Raw genomic sequence first — 17714 nt, forward strand, 5'->3', positions numbered from 1 at the left:
GCCCCCACGTCACGGAGTCAGCGTGCGATGTAGGAATTCATACATCAGCGCAGTTTGGTGGGCGGCCTGGGCATTGTTTGACACGCCGCCGTGCCCGCCTTCGGTGTTTTCGTAGTACAGGACGTTGTGTCCCGCATCGGCAAGGGCGGCCGCCATTTTCCGGGCGTGGCCGGGGTGGACGCGGTCGTCGTTGGTCGAGGTGGTGATCAGGATCGGCGGGTAACGGCGCTCGGTGCTGATGTTGTGATACGGCGAATATTGCTTGATGAATTCCCAATCCGCATCGTCGTCGGGATCGCCGTATTCGGCGACGAAGGCCGAGCCGCCGAGCGCGGAGAACCGCCGCATGTCCAGCAGCGGCTGGCGGCACACCAACGCACCGAACAGCTCGGGGTATTGGGTCAGCATCACCCCCATCAACAGCCCGCCGGCGCTGGCACCGCTGGCACCGAGTTGTGCCGGGGTCGTGACACCACGATCGATCAGATCAGTGGCGACAGCGGCGAAATCCTCGGCTACCTTGTGCCTGCCTTCCCGGATGGACTGCAGGTACCAGTCGGGTCCATACTCACCGCCGCCGCGTGTGTTGGCCTGCGCGTAGGCGCCACCGCGCTCGAGCCACAGTCGTCCGACCGTACCGAGGTACCCGGGCCCCTGCGACTGCGCGAAGCCTCCGTATCCGCCGAGCAGGACGGGACGGGGACCGTCCGAATCGCGGTGGGAAACAAGAAAATACGGTATGCGAGTGCCGTCGGCAGAAGTCGCGAAGTGCTGGCTGACCGCTAGATCGTCGGCCCTGAAACGGGCGGGCGACGATTTGATCTCGGAAACCGATTTATCGGCGTAGCCGTGCAGTAGGCGCGGCGGTTGGAGGAAACCGTAAGAGACCAGAAAGATTTCGTCGCTGTAACCATCGGCCGCGTGGACCCCTGTTTCGGTGTTGTCAGGCACACCTGGGATCGACTTGGCTCGCCAACTGCCGGGCGTCATGACCTCCAAGCGGCTGACCACATCCTGCATGGTGACAACAACGAGATGGTTCTTGGTCCATACACCTCCTTGCAGGAACGTGTTTTCGTCAGGCTCGAACACGACATGCAATTGACCTGTCCCGGCGAGGAATTCGTCGATATCGGCAACGAGCAGCGTTCCTGGCCGATACGTGGTGTCCCCGCGGATCCACTCGACAGGCACCGAGATCAAGATCCATTGCCCGTGCAGGTTCACCGGCGCTTCTGAGGGGACGTCGAGGCGCACCAGTTGCCCATCGCGCACCAGCATCATCTCGCGGCGTCTGTTGTCGATCTGACGAACGAATAGTGTGCGCCCACCGTACTGCCTGTCGACGGCGGCGAACACCGCGATGTCCCCGTCGGAGGCAGTGAAGACCGTTTCGGCATCCGCCAGCGGCGTGCCGCGCCGCCACCGCTTGATGACCAGCGGGAAGCCGGCCGCCGATATCGTCCCTTCGCCGAAATCGCCGCTCACCAGGACGGTGTTCTCGTCTTCCCAGCTGACATCGTTTCTGGCCGCCGGTAGGTTGAACCCGTCCGTGACGAATTCCCTTGTGAACATGTCGAATTCGCGAACCACCATCGCGTCCGAGCCGCCGTGCGACAGATAGATCAGCGCGCGACTGTACTCCGGGTCGATCACGTCGACGTTCTGCCACACCCAGTTCTCGTCCTCCGCGGCGGCCAACGCGTCGAGGTCGACGACTACGTCCCAATTCGGTTCGGCCTTGCGATACTCCTCCAGCGTGGTCCGCCGCCACAGGCCCCGCGGATGCTCGGCATCGACCCAGTAGTTGTACAAGTAATCCCCGCGGCGCTTCACTGTCGGAATGCGGTCATCGGCATCGATCGATTCGAGCGTTTCGCCGCGCAGCAGTTCGAACCGCTCACCGCACAACGTGCCGAGTGTCGCGGAGTTGCGTCTGTCCACCCAAGCCCGGGATTGCTCGCTGCCGGTGTCCTCCAACCACAGATACGGGTCATCGACCACAGATTTGCCCACATCACTCGTCGCTGTCATTACGGCACCCCTGTCCCCCGTGTGAGCCGCGCGTTCGGCATTTGAAGTGTGCCGCACATCAACGTGGGGCGAGCGAGTAATCGCCTACTCGAGCAGCGTTGCGCGGGGCGGTGCCAGCTACTTCCAGGCGAAAACCGGTTGCTCCAGCCCGTTGACCGCATCACCGCGGCCTTCCAGGCAGAGCCATCGAAACTGAAGCAGCACAGCACCTGTCGGTGCGTGAATGAGGTCATTTCCCAACGGAATCTGCACCACTGGGCGCGGGCTCTCCGGGATCGTGATGAACCGCGGCGAGTCTTCGCGTTGCAGTTGGTGCAACCCGACCCGATACACGGCGGCCACCTCGTCGGGAGCGGGCTGCGGGTCGAGCCGTCCCCCGCCCCAGACGACGACCGGGGTGATCACGTATCCCGACCGGGTCGGGTAGTCGTCGAGCAAGCCCAGCACCGTCGAGGCCGGCAACGAGATGCCCACCTCTTCCTCCAGTTCCCGCAGGGCGGCGTCGACAGCGGTTTCGCCTGGGTCGAGGCGCCCGCCGGGAAGTGCCCATTGCGCTGCATGGGCGTTGAGCCGAGATGCCCTGCGGCACAGCAGAAATGCGGCCCCGCCGGAGACGTCGATCATGCGGCCGTCCAGACCGATCTGGCCGAGCAGCTCAGCGATCATCCCGTCGGCTCCCACCGGATCCACCCGGTCCTCACCGACTTCGGAGTCCACCAACACCACGGCGACGGCCGCATGCCGCTTCGTCGGATCCGCGACGGTGCGACGGTCGTGTGCCGCCAACCGTTCGCGGATCTGCTCCCGCAGCGCGTCGTCGTAGGTGATCGTCACCGGTTAGCAGCCCTTGAGTCGGGCCGCCAGATAGTCGCTGACTGCGTCGAGTGCCACGCGGTCCTGAGTCATGGCGTCGCGCTCGCGGATGGTCACCGCTTGATCCTCGAGGGTGTCGAAGTCGACCGTCACACAGAACGGGGTGCCGATCTCGTCCTGGCGCCGGTAGCGCCGCCCGATCGCACTGGCGTCGTCGAATTCGACGTTCCAGCACTTGCGCAACTCCGCGGCGAGGTCGCGCGCCTTCGGCGAAAGGTCGGCGTGCCGCGACAGCGGCAGCACCGCGGCCTTGACCGGCGCCAGTCGCGGGTCGAGCCGCAGCACCGTGCGTTTGTCGACGCCACCCTTGGCGTTGGGCGCCTCGTCCTCGGCGTACGCGTCGACGAGGAACGCCATCAGTGACCGGGTGAGCCCGGCTGCGGGCTCGATCACGTACGGCACGTAACGGGTGTCGCTGGCTTGGTCGTAGAACGACAGATCGACACCGGAATGCTTTGAGTGCGTTGACAAGTCGAAGTTCGTCCGGTTCGCGACGCCTTCCAGCTCACCCCACGGGTTGCCCTGGAAGCCGAACTTGTACTCGATGTCGACCGTGCGATCGGAGTAGTGCGACAGCTTGTCCTTGGGATGTTCGTAGAGCCGAAGGTTGTCGGCGTCGATACCGAGGTCGACGTACCACTGCAAGCGGGTGTCGATCCAGTACTGGTGCCACTCCGGGGCGGTGTCGGGCTCGACGAAGAACTCCATCTCCATCTGTTCGAACTCACGGGTGCGGAAAATGAAGTTGCCCGGCGTGATCTCGTTGCGGAAGCTCTTGCCGATCTGGCCGATGCCGAACGGCGGCTTGCGGCGCGCGGTGGTGACGACGTTGGCGAAGTTGACGAAGATGCCCTGCGCGGTCTCTGGCCGCAGATAGTGCAGCCCCTCCTCGGTCTCGATGGGGCCGAGGTAGGTCTTGAGCATCATGTTGAAGTCGCGCGGCTCTGTCCACTGGCCCTTGGTGCCACAGTCGGGACAGACGACCTCGGTCATCGGCACCGACTCCGGGTCCTCGATACCTTTCTTCGCCGCGTACGCCTCCTGCATGTGGTCTTGGCGGTGGCGCTTGTGACAGTTCAGGCATTCGACCAGCGGGTCGTTGAACACCTCGACGTGCCCGGAGGCGACCCACACTTCGCGCGGCAGGATGATCGAGCTGTCCAGGCCGACGACATCGTCGCGGCTGGTGACGACCGAGCGCCACCACTGCCGCTTGATGTTCTCCTTGAGCTCGACGCCGAGCGGACCGTAATCCCACGCCGACTTTGTGCCGCCGTAGATTTCACCGGCCTGGTACACGAGCCCGCGCCGCTTGGCGAGGTTTGCAACGGTGTCGATGATCGAAGTCGCAGCCACGGGTGACAACCTTATCGGCCGCCCGCCATGCGTTGACATGCGCGGTCACGCATGTAATCTGGCGGCATAATGAAAACCGTTTCCACTTTGCCCGGCAGCGGGTCGCACGACCACGGCGGCGTGCCGCTACCGGAGCTTCCGTCGCGCGACCTTCTCGACACCGCCGGCGACCTGTTGCGGGCGTTGGCCGCGCCGGTGCGCATCGCGATCGTGCTGCAGCTTCGCGAGTCGGCGCGCTGCGTGCACGAGCTCGTCGACGCGCTGGCGGTGCCGCAGCCCCTGGTCAGCCAGCACCTGCGCATCCTCAAGTCGGCGGGCGTGGTGGCGGGCGAACGCTCCGGACGCGAAGTGATGTACCGGCTGGTCGACCACCACCTCGCCGACATCGTCGTCGCGGCGGTCACGCACGCGGCCGAGGGCAGCGAGTGAGCCCGGCGACGGGCGTGCGCGCCACCCGGCAGCGCGCGGCGATCTCAGCGCTGCTGGAGAACCTCGACGACTTCCGCTCTGCCCAGGAACTGCACGACGAACTGCGCCGCCGGGGTGAAGGCATCGGGCTGACGACCGTGTACCGCACGCTGCAGTCGATGGCCGCCAGCGGACTCGTCGACACGCTGCGCACCGACACCGGCGAATCGGTGTACCGACGCTGCTCGGACGATCATCACCACCACCTCGTCTGCCGGACCTGCGGTTCGACGGTCGAGATCCAGGGCGGCGACGTCGAGGCCTGGGCGGCCGAGGTCGCGCGCGAGCACGGCTTCTCCGACGTCAGTCACACCATCGAGATCTTCGGCATCTGCGGCGACTGCGCCGACAAGTAGCGGGGCGCTATCCGACCAAATCGCGGCGGATGTCGGCGCCGGTGCCGAGCACCAGCAGGATCAGCGTGCGCAGCGCGTCGTCGGCCAGACCGACGCCCGGGAAGTTGTACCGCAGCAGCACGTCGCCGACCTTCTTCGAATTGCCTTTGGCGCCAGCGCTTTTCTCCACCAGCGACACGGTGCCGAGCAGCGTGTTGCGGGCGTGGCTTGCGATGCGGTTACGAATCTTGGCGTCCACCGGCAGATCCCACGCCAGAATCTGAGTCAGCGACACCATGTCCAGACCCTCGCCGATCGTCACCACGCGCAGCGACGAGATCGTCTGGTCGTGGCGCACGGTGAGCGCGCCGTCGTCCTCCCGCTGGATCGACGTGACGTCGTCGAGGATCGTGGCGAGTCGCTCCTGAAGATCCATCAGGCCCTTCCGAAGCGCCGGTTGCGGTTCACGTACTCCTCGCACGCCTCCCACAGGTCGCGGCGGTCGTAGTCCGGCCACAGCTTGTCCTGGAAGACGTATTCGGCGTAGGCGGCCTGCCAGATCAAGAAGTTGCTCGCCCGTTGCTCCCCGGACGTGCGGATGAACAGGTCGACGTCGGGGATGTCGGCGCGATGCAGATGCTTGGCGAACATCGCCTCGTTGATCCGGTTGGGGTTGATCTTGCCGTCGGCCGCCTCCTGTGCGAGTTCGCGGGCGGCCTCGACGATCTCGGTGCGCCCGCCGTAGTTCACGCAGTAGTTGATGGTGATGACGTCGTTGCCGACCGTCATCTGCTCGGCGATATCGAATTCCTTGATGACGCTGCGCCACATCCTGGGCCGCGAGCCGACCCAGCGCATGTTGACGCCCATGTCGTTGAGGTTCTCGCGCCGCCTGCGCACCACCTCGCGGTTGAACCCCATCAGGAAGCGCACCTCCTCGGTGCTGCGCTTCCAGTTCTCGGTGGAGAACGCATACACCGTCAGGTGTTTGATGCCGATTTCGATGGCCCCGCAGGTGATGTCGATGAGCACCGCCTCACCCATCTTGTGGCCCTCGGTGCGGTGCAGGCCGCGCTGCGTGGCCCACCGCCCGTTGCCGTCCATCACGACGGCGACATGGCTGGGCACCTGGTCGGCAGGAATCTTGGGCGCGGCGGCCTTCGAGGTGTGCTGCGGCGGGCGGGCGAACCGGCCGTTGGTGTGCGGTGGCAGATCCGGGAACACCACCGGCCACGTCGACTTGTCGGGAAACGTCGGATAGTCGTCAGGCGCCGGGGGCAGCTGTGGGTAAGTGGTCTTGCCCCGCTTGATCGCCATGGCTGACATCCTGCCCGAACACCGATACGCGGTGCTCAGCGACTGTGCGATCAACCCGGTAGGTCCGTTCGACCAGCGGCAATGTTCGCAGCTGGCGTTCCAGGTGCCACTGCAGGTGCGCGGCCACCAGCCCGCTGGCCTGGCTGCGGTACGACGACGGCGACGCTTGTGCGTGCTCCCAGTCGCCGTCGTTGAGTGCGGCCATCAAGTCAAGCACCCCCTGCGGCGGAGTCGCCGACCCGGACGGGCGGCAGTGCACGCACACGCTGCCGCCGGCCCCGACGTGGAACGCCCGGTGCGGACCGGGTGTAGCGCAGCGGGCGCATTCGGTCAGTGCCGGCGCCCAGCCCGCGATTCCCATGGCGCGCAACAGATATGCGTCGAGCACGAGTTCGCGGGGACGGCTGCCATCAGCGACCGCTCGCAGAGTCGCCACGGTGAGCCGGTGCAGCGCGGGCGCGGGAGCCCGCTCCTCCCCCGCCAACCGCTCAGCGGTCTCCAGCACCGCGCACGCGCACGTGTAGCGGCCGTAGTCGTTGACGATGTCGGTGGCGAACGCGTCGATGGCCTGCACCTGGGTGACGATGTCGAGGTTGCGGCCGGGATGCAGCTGAACGTCGATGTGCGCGAACGGCTCCAGCCGCGCCCCGAACTTGCTGCGCGTGCGACGCACACCCTTGGCCACCGCGCGCACCATCCCGTGGTCGCGGGTGAGCAAGGTGACGATCCGGTCGGCCTCGCCGAGCTTGTGCTGACGCAGCACGACCGCCCGGTCCCGATACAGCCGCATTAAGAAAGTCTCTCACCGCGATCTGACAGTTGCTGGTTGGCAACGCCGATATTCTCGTAATCGATGGTCGAACCTGCCGGACGCAACGCCCGATTTCCTACGATCACCAACCAGCTTTACCAGCTCGCCGCGGGCACGGTCACGTCGGACCAACTGGTACGGCGATCACTTGATGCCATCGAGGCGAGCCAGTCGACGCTCAACGCGTTTCGGGTGGTGCTGCGGGAGCAGGCGCTGGCCGACGCGGCCGAGGCCGACCGCAAACGCGCGGCCGGAAAAGAACTTCCGTTGCTGGGAATTCCGATCGCTGTCAAGGACGACGTCGACGTCGCAGGCGTCCCCACCCGGTTCGGCACCGCCGGGCATGTCCGCGACGCCGAGCGCGACTCCGAGGTGGTCCGCCGGTTGCGGGCCGCGGGCGCGGTGATCGTCGGCAAGACCAACACGTGTGAATTGGGCCAGTGGCCGTTCACCAGCGGGCCGGGGTTCGGGCACACGCGCAACCCGTGGTCGAGCGAGCACACGCCGGGCGGTTCGTCGGGCGGCAGCGCGGCTGCTGTTGCGGCGGGCTTGGTGGCGGCGGCCATCGGCTCCGACGGCGCAGGCAGCGTGCGAATCCCCGCGGCGTGGACCCATTTGGTCGGCATCAAGCCACAGCGCGGTCGCATTTCGACCTGGCCGCTGCCCGAGGCGTTCAACGGCATCACGGTGAACGGCGTGTTGGCGCGCACCGTGACCGACGCCGCGCTGGTGCTGGACGCGGCGTCGGGCAACGCCCCGGGCGATCTGCATCAGCCGCCGCCGGTGCTGGGGGCACCTCCCGCTCGCGGGGGAATGTCGGACTTCGTCGCGCAGGCGCCGGGACCGCTGAAGATCGCGATGTCGACGAAGTTCGCCTACAGCGTCTTCAAGCCCAAGTTGCACCCCGAGATCCGTGCGGCGATGGAGACCGTCGCGGGCCAACTCGAGGAACTGGGCCACACGGTCGTCGAGCGCGACCCCGACTACAACCTGCGGATGTCGTGGAACTTCTTGTCCCGCTCGACCTCAGGCCTGCTCGATTGGGTCGATCGGCTCGGCCCGAACGTCAAACTGGACAAGCGGACGCTGGCCAATACCCGGACCGGTTGGCTGCTGTCGCAGAACACGCTGCGCAAGGCCCGCGCCCGCGAGGCCGAGTCGCAGCGCCGGATCGGGTGGATCTTCAATCTCGTCGACGTCGTGCTGGCGCCGACGACCGCGCTGCCCCCGCCGAGGGTGACCGACTTCGACGAGCGGGGCGGGTTGTCGACGGACCGCGCGATGATCCGCGCATGCCCGGCGACGTGGCCGTGGAACCTGCTCGGCTGGCCGTCGATCAATGTGCCCGCCGGGTTCACGTACGGCGGCCTGCCGATCGGTGTTCAGCTGATGGGCCCGGCCAACAGCGAACCGCTGCTGATCTCGCTTGCTGCCGAGTTGGAGGCGCTCAACGGCTGGGCGATGCGGCAGCCCGACGTCTGGTGGGACCGGCGTCAACGCGCAACGGCGCCTGAACTGGTTTCCGAAGCTGCTATGGAGAATCTTGCCGCTGACGAGCCGCTGAGCAACGAGGTCGCGTAATCTCCCGATCGTGATGGTTCTTCGTGCGCTGCCGGTTGTCGCGGTGGTTGTTGGCGCCGTCGCGGGCATGCCCGCCGCCAGCGCCGACAACAAGCGGCTGAACGACGGGGTGGTCGCCAACGTCTATACGGTCCAGCATCAGGCCGGCTGCACCAACGACGTGAAGATCAATCCGAAGCTGCGTCTCGCCGCCCAGTGGCACACCAACGACGTGCTGAACAACCGCGCACTGGACGGTGACATCGGTTCGGACGGGTCAACGGTCGCCGATCGCGCGCGCAACGCCGGCTACGCCGGACCCGTGGCAGAGACCGTCGCGATCAACCCCGCACTGGCGATCAGCGGCGTCGAGTTGATCAACCAGTGGTATTACCGGCCCGACTACTACACGATCATGGCGGACTGCGCCAACACCGACATCGGTGTGTGGTCGGAAAGCCAGCTGGACCGCACGGTCGTGGTCGCGGTGTACGGCAAGGGTGACGGCGCTCCGCCCGTCAACGCGCCGCCGGGGCAGCGGCCGTTCGGACAGCCCGGCGCGGGTTGGCCGGGCTAAACCTCAAAGCCCAGTCGCCCAAAGTTGTTTCGGCTCACCCCGGTCGAGATCGCAGTTATTGCGAAGAACTATGAGTGCACCGCACGATAACTGCAATCTCGCGGGCTAGGGCCAGTCAGCATATGGCCGTCAGAAGAAACGGTCGCCACACGACACATGCTCCCGGACTCAGAAACCCAACCGTCCAAGCTGTTTCGGGTCGCGCTGCCAGTTCTTCGCAATCTTGACCCGTAGGTCGAGATACACCTTCGTGCCGAGCAGCTTCTCGATCTGCGTGCGGGCCGCCGTGCCCACCTCGCGAAGCCGTGCGCCGCCCTTGCCGATCACGATGCCCTTCTGGCTGTCCCGCTCGACGTAAAGGATGGCGTGTACGTCGATCAGGTCGTCGCGGTCTTCGCGCGGGCTGACCTCGTCGATGACGACCGCAAGCGAGTGCGGCAGTTCGTCGCGGACACCCTCGAGCGCGGCCTCGCGGATCAGCTCCGCCATCAACGTTTCCTCGGGTTCGTCGGTGAGTTCGCCGTCCGGGTAGAATGCCGGGCCCGGCGGCAGCTGGTCGGCCAGCACCTTGGTCAGGACGTCGAGGTTCTCCCCGGTGGTCGCCGACACCGGCACGATCTCGGCATCGGGTCCGACGAGCTCGCTCACCGCGATCAGCTGGGCGCCGACCCGGTCCTTGGCCACCTTGTCGATCTTCGTCACCACGACCACGAGCTTGGTTTTCGGCGCGATCGCACGGATCTGCTCGTAGATCCACCGGTCGCCCGGCCCGATCTTCTCGTCGGCGGGCACGCACCACCCGATGACGTCGACCTCCGAATAGGTGCTCTTCACCAGATCGTTGAGCCGCTGCCCGAGCAGCGTGCGCGGGCGGTGCAGGCCCGGGGTGTCGACGAGGATGATCTGGAAGTCCTCCCGATGCACGATCCCGCGAATCGTGTGCCGGGTGGTCTGCGGCCGGTTCGACGTGATCGCCACCTTCGCACCGACGAGCGCGTTGGTCAGCGTCGACTTCCCGGTGTTGGGCCTGCCGACGAAACAGACGAAGCCGGAACTGAACTCGCTCATACGGGTGAGCCGCTGCGGTCGGTGACGATCACGGCGGCGTCGCTGGACAGCTCACGCACCGCCGCCACGCCCTCGTCGTCAGCCGATCCGCCGACGAGCACGGCGGCCTCCAGTCCCGTCGCACCGCTGGACACCGCTGCGGCGACCGCGGCCTGCAGCGCAGTCAACTGCAACGCATCGAGTGCGACGGGCGCGCCCGCATAGGTGCGGCCGTCCAGGTCACGCACTGCCGCTCCGCTGCCGGCTTCGGCCCGGCCCATCGCGCCCCTGGCCAACACCACCAGCTTGGCGTCCTCGGCGTCCAGTTCAGTCATTGTGCTCCTCGGCTTCCGGGGTGGGGCTGACCAGCACGGTGCCGATCCGGACCCGGCCGCGGTGGTCGGGTCCGCCTTCAGCCTTCAGCCGCAGCCCGTCCCACGTCACCTCTGCGCCCGGCAACGGGACGCGGCCGAGCTCCAACGCCACCAGGCCGCCGACGGTGTCGACGTCGAGGTCTTCGTCGAACTCGATGTCGTACAGCTCGCCGAGATCCTCGATGGGCAGCCGCGCCGACACCCGAAAGTGCTTGTCGCCCAGATCTTCCACCGGGGCGACCTCATCGGTGTCGTACTCGTCGGCGATTTCGCCGACGATCTCCTCGAGTACGTCCTCGATGGTGACCAGGCCCGCGATCGCGCCGTACTCGTCGACCAGCAATACCATGTGCACGCGGTCGCGCTGCATTTCACGCAGCAGCGCGTCCAGCGGTTTGGAGTCGGGAACGAACACCGCGGGGCGCATCACCGCGGACACCTTCGTGTCGCGGCCGCCGTTGGTCGAGTAATACGTCTTCTGCACAAGGTCTTTGAGGTAGACCACACCGATGACGTCGTCGACGTTCTCGCCGATCACCGGGATGCGGGAGTGGCCGCTGCGGACCGCCAGTGACGTGGCCTGGCCTGCCGTCTTGTCGTTCTCGATCCACACCATCTCGGTGCGCGGCACCATCACCTCGCGGGCCGGAGTGTCGCCGAGTTCGAACACCGACTGGATCATCCGGCGTTCGTCGTCGGCCACCACGCCGCGCTGCTGGGCCAGGTCGACGACCTCACGCAGCTCGATCTCGGACGCGAACGGACCGTTGCGGAATCCGCGGCCGGGTGTCAGCGCGTTACCGATCAACACCAGCAGCCGGCTGATCGGGGTGAGCAACACCGAAATCGCTTGCAGCGGAAGGGCGGCCACCAACGAGATGCTGTAGGCGTTCTGCCGTCCGACAGTACGAGGGCCGACGCCGATCGCGACGAAGCTGACCACCACCATGATCGCGGCCGCGGTGAACAACCCCCAGCCGACACCAAGCAGGCCGTCCAGATAGGCGACAAGCAAAACGGTCGCCGCCACCTCGCACGTGATACGCAGCAGCACAACAAGATTGATGTAGCGCGGTCGCTCGACCATGACCCGGGCCAGCCGCACCGCGCCTGGCCGTTCGTCGCGCACGAGCTCCTCGACACGGGCCACCGACACCGTGCTGACGGCCGCGTCGATCGCCGCGAACAGTCCGCCGAGGCCGATCAACGCGATCGCGCCGACGAGCGGGCCTATGCCGGTCACAGTTCGTCGAAATATCGAGACTTGTCCAGCAGCCGGCGGTCCTTCTCGGACTGGCGGTCCTGGTGGTAAGCCTCGACCTGGTCGGCCACCCACTCCTCGAGCAGTTGGCGCTGCAGGGCGAACATCTCTTTTTCCTCGTCCGGCTCGGCATGGTCGTAGCCCAGCAGGTGCAGCACGCCGTGCACGGTCAGCAGCGCCAATTCTTGACCCAGCGTGTGCCCGGCCGCGTTGGCCTGCTGCGACGCGAATTCCGGGCACAGCACGATGTCGCCGAGCATCGACGGGCCCGGCTCCGGCGCGTCCGGGCGACCACCCGGCTCGAGCTCGTCCATCGGGAAGCTCATCACGTCGGTCGGTCCCGGCAGATCCATCCAGCGCATGTGCAGATCGGCCATCGCCGCGGTGTCGAGCAGCACCATCGACAGCTCAGCCGCCGGGTTCACCTTCATCTTGCGGATGACGAATCGCGCGACGCTGATCAGTTCCTCTTCGGATACGTCGATGCCCGACTCGTTGGACACCTCGATGCTCACACGGTCACCTTCGCGATCGGGTCCCCGACGAGCGCCGCTGAGCCCTGTTCATCAGAGCCGGCTCCTCGGACTTGGCATACGCGTCGACGATTTCGGATACCAATCGGTGCCGAACGACGTCGGCACTGGTCAGTTCGGCGAAGTGGATGTCGTCGATACCGTCGAGAATGCGCATCGCAGCGCGCAGGCCCGACGCTGCGCCGCCGGGCAGGTCCACCTGCGTGATATCGCCCGTCACAACGATTTTCGAGTTGAACCCCAATCGCGTCAGGAACATCTTCATCTGCTCGCCGGTGGTGTTCTGCGCCTCGTCGAGGATGATGAACGCATCTGACAGGGTCCGGCCACGCATGTAGGCCAGCGGGGCGACCTCAATGATCCCGGCGTTCATCAGCTTCGGGATCGATTCGGGATCCATCATGTCGTACAGCGCGTCGTACAGCGGCCGCAGATACGGGTCGATCTTCTCGCTCAGCGTGCCGGGCAGGAAGCCAAGGCGCTCACCGGCTTCCACGGCAGGACGGGTGAGTATGATCCGGTTGACCTGCTTGGTCTGTAAAGCGTTGACCGCCTTGGCCATTGCCAGATACGTCTTGCCCGTACCGGCGGGCCCGATGCCGAACACGACGGTGTGCACGTCGATCGCGTCGACATAACGCTTCTGGTTCAACGTCTTCGGCCGAATCGTCTTGCCGCGTCGCGACAGAATGTCGAGCGTCAGCACCTCGGCCGGCGATTCGTCCCCGGTGCCGGTCAGCATCGCGACGCTGTGTCGCACCGCCTCCGGGGTGAGGCGCTGGCCGCTGGCCACGATGGCCACCAGTTCGGAGATCACCCGTTCGGCCAGGGCGACGTCGGCGGGCTCGCCGGACAGGGTCAGCGCGTTGCCGCGGGCATGGATGTCGGCGGAGAGGATGGATTCGAGTGCCCGCAGATTCTCGTCAGCGGAACCCAGCAGGCCCACGACGAGGTCGGGCGGAACATCGATGCTGCTGCGAACGGGCGCGTCCGAGTCAGCGTTCGTCTCGCGGGGCGTCACGTGGGGTTTTCTGCCTGCTTTCTGGGTTCTGGCCTGGTTGTTTGCTCTGGAATACCCAGTTTACCGCCGGGTACGGACGCATCCCAATGCTTAACCCGCAGACCATCGCGACGTCAGGACGCCGAGCGCGCCCAACGCGACGGCCGCCGCCGTCGACGTCCGCAGCACCGCCGGCCCCAGTTGCACCGCCGTCGCGCCGGCGCCGGTCAGCGCCGCGATTTCGTCGTCCGCGATACCACCCTCGGGGCCGACGATGAGGAATAGCGAATCTGCTTGTGCCACTGGTATTTCCGTCAGCTTGCTGGTGGCCGACTCATGTAACACGAGTGTCGTCGCGCCAGAGTCGCGCACCCGCTCTACCAACTCAGCCGTCGACAACACCCCGCTGACCGGCGGAATGTAGGGCCGCCGCGACTGACGTGCCGCCGAGCGGGCCACCGCGGCCCACCGGCGCAGCCCCTTGTCGACCTTCGCCGACGACTCCCACCTGGCCACGCATCGGGACGCCTGCCAGGCTACGAAGGCGTCGGCGCCGGCCTCGGTGGCGAGTTCGACGGCCAACTCAGAACGGTCGGACTTGGGCAGCGCCTGCACGACGGTGACGCTCGGCACCGCGACATCGACGGTCCGGCGGTCAAGCACTTTCGCCGTCAACCTGCCCTTGGCGACATCTTCGACGACACAGTGCGCCACGGACCCGTCACCGTCGCCGAGGTCGAGTTCCTCGCCGACCCTGATGCGCAGGACGTTGGCGGCGTGGAAGCCTTCGTCGCCGTCGACGACGGCAAGCTCACCGACCGCGGGCAGCGCGTCGACGTAGAACAGCGCGCGCACGAATGTTCAGCGGCCGGTGAAGGTTTCGCGCAGCCGGCTGAAGAAGCCGCTGCCCGACGCCGCGCTCTGGCTCGAGCGAACCTCGGCCACGTCGCGAACGCGCTTTTCCTTCAACTTGTGCAGCAGTTCGATGTCCTCGTGGTCGAGCCGTGACGGCACCACGACCTCGATGTGGGCGTGCAGGTCGCCACGCACGCCTGAGCGCAGGTGCGGCATGCCGTGTCCGCGCAGTGTGGTCACCGAACCGGGCTGGGTGCCCGCGGGAATGGTGAGCTCCGTCGGCCCGTCGATGATCGCGTCGACGGTGACGGTGGTGCCCAACGCGGCGTCGACCATCGGCACCGAAATCGTGCAGTGCAGGTCATCGCCATCGCGGACGAACACCTCGTGCGGCTTTTCGTGGACCTCGACATACAGGTCGCCTGCGGGGCCGCCACCGGGGCCGACCTCGCCCTGCGCGGCCAGCCGCACGCGCATCCCGTCGCCGACGCCGGCAGGGATCTTCACGCTGATGTCGCGTCGCGCCCGGATCCGGCCGTCGCCGCCGCACTGGTGGCACGGGTCGGGGATCACCTCGCCGACCCCTCCACACACCGGGCAGGGCCGCGACGTCATCACCTGGCCGAGCAGCGACCGCTGGACAGTCTGGATCTCCCCGCGCCCACCGCAGGTGTCGCAGGCGACCGGCGTGGACTTGCCGTGGGTGCCCTTGCCCTGACACAGATCGCACAGCACCGCGGTGTCGACAGTCACCTGCTTGGTCACGCCGGTGGCGCACTCTTCCAGGTCAAGCCGCATCCGTAGCAGCGAGTCCGAGCCAGGGCGGACCCGGCCGATCGGGCCGCGGGAGGCGGTGCCGCCGCCAAAGAAGGCCTCGAACACGTCGCCGAGGCCCCCGAAGCCGCCGAAGCCGTTGCCCGCGGCACCCGCGCTCTCCAGCGGATCGCCGCCGAGGTCGACGATGCGCCGCTTCTCCGGGTCGCTCAGCACCTCGTAGGCGACGCTGATCTCCTTGAACCGGGCCTGCGCCTCTTCGTCGGGGTTGACGTCGGGATGCAGCTCACGCGCGAGCTTCCGATAGGCGCGCTTGATCTCCGAATCGCTCGCCCCCCTGCTCACCCCGAGCAGCCCGTAATAATCGCGTGCCACGCCAGACCTTTCCAAAACCGGGATTACCGGCTGCCTAAGACTTCACCTATATAGAGAGCAACCGCAGCGACATTAGCGATAGTTCCCGGATAGTCCATCCGCGTGGGTCCCAACACCCCCATGCCGCCGTACACCTTGCCCGAACTGCCGTACGTGGTGCTGACCACCGACGTCCCCGCCATCTGCTCGGCCTCGGTCTCATGCCCGATGCGAACGGTGACCTTGCCTGCCTCTTGCTGTGCGGCCAGCAGGCGCAACACCACCACCTGCTCCTCGAGGGCTTCCATCACTGAACGCAGTGAACCGCCGAAGTCCGCGGTGTTCTGCGCCAGGTTGGCGGTGCCGCCGAGGACAAGACGCTCCTCGCTGTGCTCGACCAGCGTCTCGACCAGCACGGTGGCCGCTCGGCCGACCGCGTCGGCGAGGCGCCCGCTGCCGTTGAGCTGTGCGGCCAGGTCGGACACCGCGATCGAGGCGGCAGCCAGCGGCTTGCCCTCCATGGCTTGGCCGAGCCGGTCGCGCAGCTGGGACAGCTCGTGATCGTCGATGGCGTCGCCGAGTTCGACGATGCGCTGGTCGATGCGCCCGGAGTCGGTGATCACGACCAGCAGCAGCCGGGCCGGGGTCAACGCGACCACCTCGAGGCGTCGCACGCTCGACGTGGACAGCGTCGGATACTGCACGATCGCGACCTGGCGGGTGAGCTGGGCCAACAGCCGCACAGCGCGCCGCAGCACGTCGTCGAGATCGACCCCCGATTCGAGGAAGGACAGAATCGCGCGGCGCTCCGAGGACGACAGCGGCTTGACCTCGTCGAGCCGGTCGACGAACTCGCGATAGCCCTTCTCGGTGGGCACTCGCCCGGAGCTGGTGTGCGGCTGGGTGATGTAGCCCTCGGCCTCCAGGACGGCCATATCGTTTCGTACGGTCGCGCTGGAGACGCCGAGATTGTGCCGCTCGACAAGAGTCTTCGAACCGATCGGCTCCTTGGTGGATACGAAGTCAGCGACGATGGCACGCAGCACTTCGAAGCGACGGTCGTCGGCGCTACCCAATGGTCACCTCCGTTTCGCAGCCAGTCAGCGCCCATTTTACGGGCATCAGCAGGGCCGATGCTCCTCGAGCCGTCGTGCGCGTGGCGGACAGCCGATTTCCGGCTAGCCTTTGCCATGTGACGCCGACGCCGCCCGAGAGATCACGTCGATGATCTTCAAGGGAGTGCGTGAGGGCAAACCGTACCCCGACCACGGCCTGTCCCAACGGCAGTGGGCCCAGATTCCGCCCCGCCAGCTGCGCCTCGACGAGTTGGTGACCACCACGACCGTGCTGGCGCTCGACCGGTTGCTGTCGGAGGACTCGACGTTCTACGGCGACCTTTTTCCGCACGCGGTCAGGTGGAAGGGCATCGTCTATCTGGAGGACGGGCTGCATCGTGCGGTCCGGGCCGCGCTGCGGAACAGGACCGTGTTACACGCCCGCGTGTTCGACATGGACATGCCGCTTTCGCAGCAGACCTAGCAGTACCAGGGCGCTGAAAACCTGCCACGCCAGAATCGAATACACCGGAATCCGCTCCAGGAGACCGACCGGCCCATAGTTGTGGCCCCACACGTTGTAGTTGGCGAGGGTCAGCCAGGCGAGGATGCCGACCGCGGCGATCAACAGCGACACCGCTCGATACCACCAGTTGGCCTCTGCGGCGCGGGCGACGGTCGATGACCCCGGCACGATGGCCAGGTTGCCTGCGATGAACACCAGCAAGGCGCCCGCCATGTGCAACTGCATGCCGTCGCCTTCGGCCAGCGGCGAGCCGCCGTGGACCGTCGCGACCAGGAAGTAGCCGACGGTCGCGGCCGCGGTGAAGAAGAGGAAGACCACGGCGCGACGGCCGGAGGCGCGCGTCACCAACACGGCGCCGACGAACATCAGCACGCCCTGCAGGTAGAAGGCCCCGTTCATCAGATAGGCGTACCGGCCCCAGTCCGGGACGCCGAGCACGCTGATGTAGTGGTGGAGGTAGCTGTAATGGCCTTTGACGTTGTCCGCGGCGATCTTCTCGACCAGCAGATACACGACGGCGGCGAGGATCCAGACGACGGCGGCGACCCGCGAGAGCTGGGTGTGGCTCGCTGTCTTGGTCACCGTCACAGCAACCACGGTAGGC

Annotated in this window: 20 protein-coding genes; 5 read left to right on the forward strand and 15 right to left on the reverse strand. The window is 66.6% G+C overall.

Annotated features, from left to right (window positions below):
* Positions 1-9: 9 nt before the first annotated feature.
* From GGC64_RS14935 to GGC64_RS14945, 3 genes are all read right to left on the reverse strand, one after another.
* Entirely contained in the window at positions 10-2034 is a 2025-nt protein-coding gene (locus tag GGC64_RS14935; RefSeq protein WP_192723272.1) for a prolyl oligopeptidase family protein, read from the reverse strand.
* 117 nt (positions 2035-2151) lie between these two features.
* The gene (locus tag GGC64_RS14940; RefSeq protein WP_192723273.1) at positions 2152-2868 is read right to left on the reverse strand and encodes a CoA pyrophosphatase; all 717 of its coding nucleotides are present in this window, start codon (positions 2866-2868) and stop codon (positions 2152-2154) included.
* A 3-nt stretch (positions 2869-2871) separates the two neighbouring features.
* Positions 2872-4302, reverse strand: coding sequence for a glycine--tRNA ligase (locus GGC64_RS14945; RefSeq protein ID WP_192723274.1), 1431 nt, complete (start codon positions 4300-4302; stop codon positions 2872-2874).
* A 30-nt stretch (positions 4303-4332) separates the two neighbouring features.
* Here GGC64_RS14945 and GGC64_RS14950 point away from each other — a divergent pair, with 30 nt between their 5' ends.
* Together GGC64_RS14950 and GGC64_RS14955 are read left to right on the forward strand one after the other, a co-directional pair.
* Positions 4333-4692, forward strand: coding sequence for a metalloregulator ArsR/SmtB family transcription factor (locus GGC64_RS14950; protein ID WP_192723275.1), 360 nt, complete (start codon positions 4333-4335; stop codon positions 4690-4692).
* Positions 4689-5087, forward strand: a complete 399-nt coding sequence (locus GGC64_RS14955) for a Fur family transcriptional regulator (RefSeq protein ID WP_192723276.1) — start codon at positions 4689-4691, stop codon at positions 5085-5087. The genes GGC64_RS14950 and GGC64_RS14955 overlap by 4 nt, the downstream gene beginning before the upstream one ends.
* A gap of 7 nt (positions 5088-5094) precedes the next feature.
* Here GGC64_RS14955 and GGC64_RS14960 read toward each other — a convergent pair whose 3' ends face one another.
* From GGC64_RS14960 to recO, 3 genes are read right to left on the reverse strand one after another with little or no spacing between them, the layout of a single operon-like run.
* Positions 5095-5502 (reverse strand): hypothetical protein, encoded by a 408-nt coding sequence (locus tag GGC64_RS14960; protein WP_192723277.1) that lies wholly within the window; start codon positions 5500-5502, stop codon positions 5095-5097.
* Positions 5502-6392: a decaprenyl diphosphate synthase gene (locus tag GGC64_RS14965; RefSeq protein ID WP_192723278.1), complete on the reverse strand. Its 891-nt coding sequence runs from the start codon at positions 6390-6392 to the stop codon at positions 5502-5504. The genes GGC64_RS14960 and GGC64_RS14965 overlap by 1 nt, the downstream gene beginning before the upstream one ends.
* Positions 6331-7173, reverse strand: a complete 843-nt coding sequence (gene recO, locus GGC64_RS14970; protein WP_192723279.1) for a DNA repair protein RecO — start codon at positions 7171-7173, stop codon at positions 6331-6333. Before recO ends, GGC64_RS14965 begins: the two co-directional genes overlap by 62 nt.
* Positions 7174-7236: 63 nt before the next feature.
* On the opposite strand from recO, the gene GGC64_RS14975 reads away from it, so the two are divergent.
* Positions 7237-8775 carry an amidase gene (locus GGC64_RS14975; RefSeq protein ID WP_192723280.1) on the forward strand — a complete coding sequence of 513 codons (1539 nt, stop codon included), beginning with the start codon at positions 7237-7239 and terminating at the stop codon, positions 8773-8775.
* A 13-nt stretch (positions 8776-8788) separates the two neighbouring features.
* The gene (locus GGC64_RS14980; RefSeq protein ID WP_192723891.1) at positions 8789-9331 is read left to right on the forward strand and encodes a CAP domain-containing protein; all 543 of its coding nucleotides are present in this window, start codon (positions 8789-8791) and stop codon (positions 9329-9331) included.
* 168 nt (positions 9332-9499) lie between these two features.
* Here the strand turns inward: GGC64_RS14980 and era are convergent, their stop codons facing one another.
* From era to hrcA, 8 genes are all read right to left on the reverse strand, one after another.
* The gene (gene era / locus GGC64_RS14985; protein WP_192723281.1) at positions 9500-10399 is read right to left on the reverse strand and encodes a GTPase Era; all 900 of its coding nucleotides are present in this window, start codon (positions 10397-10399) and stop codon (positions 9500-9502) included.
* Positions 10396-10713: a cytidine deaminase gene (locus GGC64_RS14990; RefSeq protein ID WP_192723282.1), complete on the reverse strand. Its 318-nt coding sequence runs from the start codon at positions 10711-10713 to the stop codon at positions 10396-10398. Before GGC64_RS14990 ends, era begins: the two co-directional genes overlap by 4 nt.
* Positions 10706-11995: a hemolysin family protein gene (locus GGC64_RS14995; protein ID WP_192723283.1), complete on the reverse strand. Its 1290-nt coding sequence runs from the start codon at positions 11993-11995 to the stop codon at positions 10706-10708. Before GGC64_RS14995 ends, GGC64_RS14990 begins: the two co-directional genes overlap by 8 nt.
* Complete coding sequence (ybeY, locus tag GGC64_RS15000) at positions 11992-12528, reverse strand: rRNA maturation RNase YbeY (protein ID WP_192723284.1); 537 nt, start codon at positions 12526-12528, stop codon at positions 11992-11994. The genes GGC64_RS14995 and ybeY overlap by 4 nt, the downstream gene beginning before the upstream one ends.
* 4 nt (positions 12529-12532) lie before the next feature.
* A complete protein-coding gene (locus GGC64_RS15005; RefSeq protein WP_192723285.1) occupies positions 12533-13567 on the reverse strand; it encodes a PhoH family protein in 1035 nt (344 codons plus the stop codon).
* A gap of 90 nt (positions 13568-13657) precedes the next feature.
* Complete coding sequence (locus GGC64_RS15010; protein ID WP_192723286.1) at positions 13658-14401, reverse strand: 16S rRNA (uracil(1498)-N(3))-methyltransferase; 744 nt, start codon at positions 14399-14401, stop codon at positions 13658-13660.
* A gap of 6 nt (positions 14402-14407) precedes the next feature.
* Positions 14408-15550, reverse strand: a complete 1143-nt coding sequence (gene dnaJ / locus GGC64_RS15015) for a molecular chaperone DnaJ (protein ID WP_192723287.1) — start codon at positions 15548-15550, stop codon at positions 14408-14410.
* 23 nt (positions 15551-15573) lie between these two features.
* On the reverse strand, positions 15574-16605 hold the full coding sequence (gene hrcA, locus GGC64_RS15020) for a heat-inducible transcriptional repressor HrcA (RefSeq protein WP_192723288.1): 1032 nt from the start codon (positions 16603-16605) through the stop codon (positions 15574-15576).
* Positions 16606-16753: 148 nt separating this feature from the next.
* On the opposite strand from hrcA, the gene GGC64_RS15025 reads away from it, so the two are divergent.
* Complete coding sequence (locus GGC64_RS15025; protein ID WP_192723289.1) at positions 16754-17068, forward strand: type II toxin-antitoxin system VapB family antitoxin; 315 nt, start codon at positions 16754-16756, stop codon at positions 17066-17068.
* On the opposite strand, the gene GGC64_RS15030 is transcribed toward GGC64_RS15025, so the two are convergent.
* Positions 17018-17698: a DUF998 domain-containing protein gene (locus tag GGC64_RS15030; RefSeq protein ID WP_192723290.1), complete on the reverse strand. Its 681-nt coding sequence runs from the start codon at positions 17696-17698 to the stop codon at positions 17018-17020. The genes GGC64_RS15025 and GGC64_RS15030 overlap by 51 nt on opposite strands.
* Positions 17699-17714 lie beyond the last annotated feature (16 nt).

The sequence above is a fragment of the Mycobacterium sp. OAS707 genome (assembly GCF_014873705.1).
GTDB lineage: Bacteria > Actinomycetota > Actinomycetes > Mycobacteriales > Mycobacteriaceae > Mycobacterium.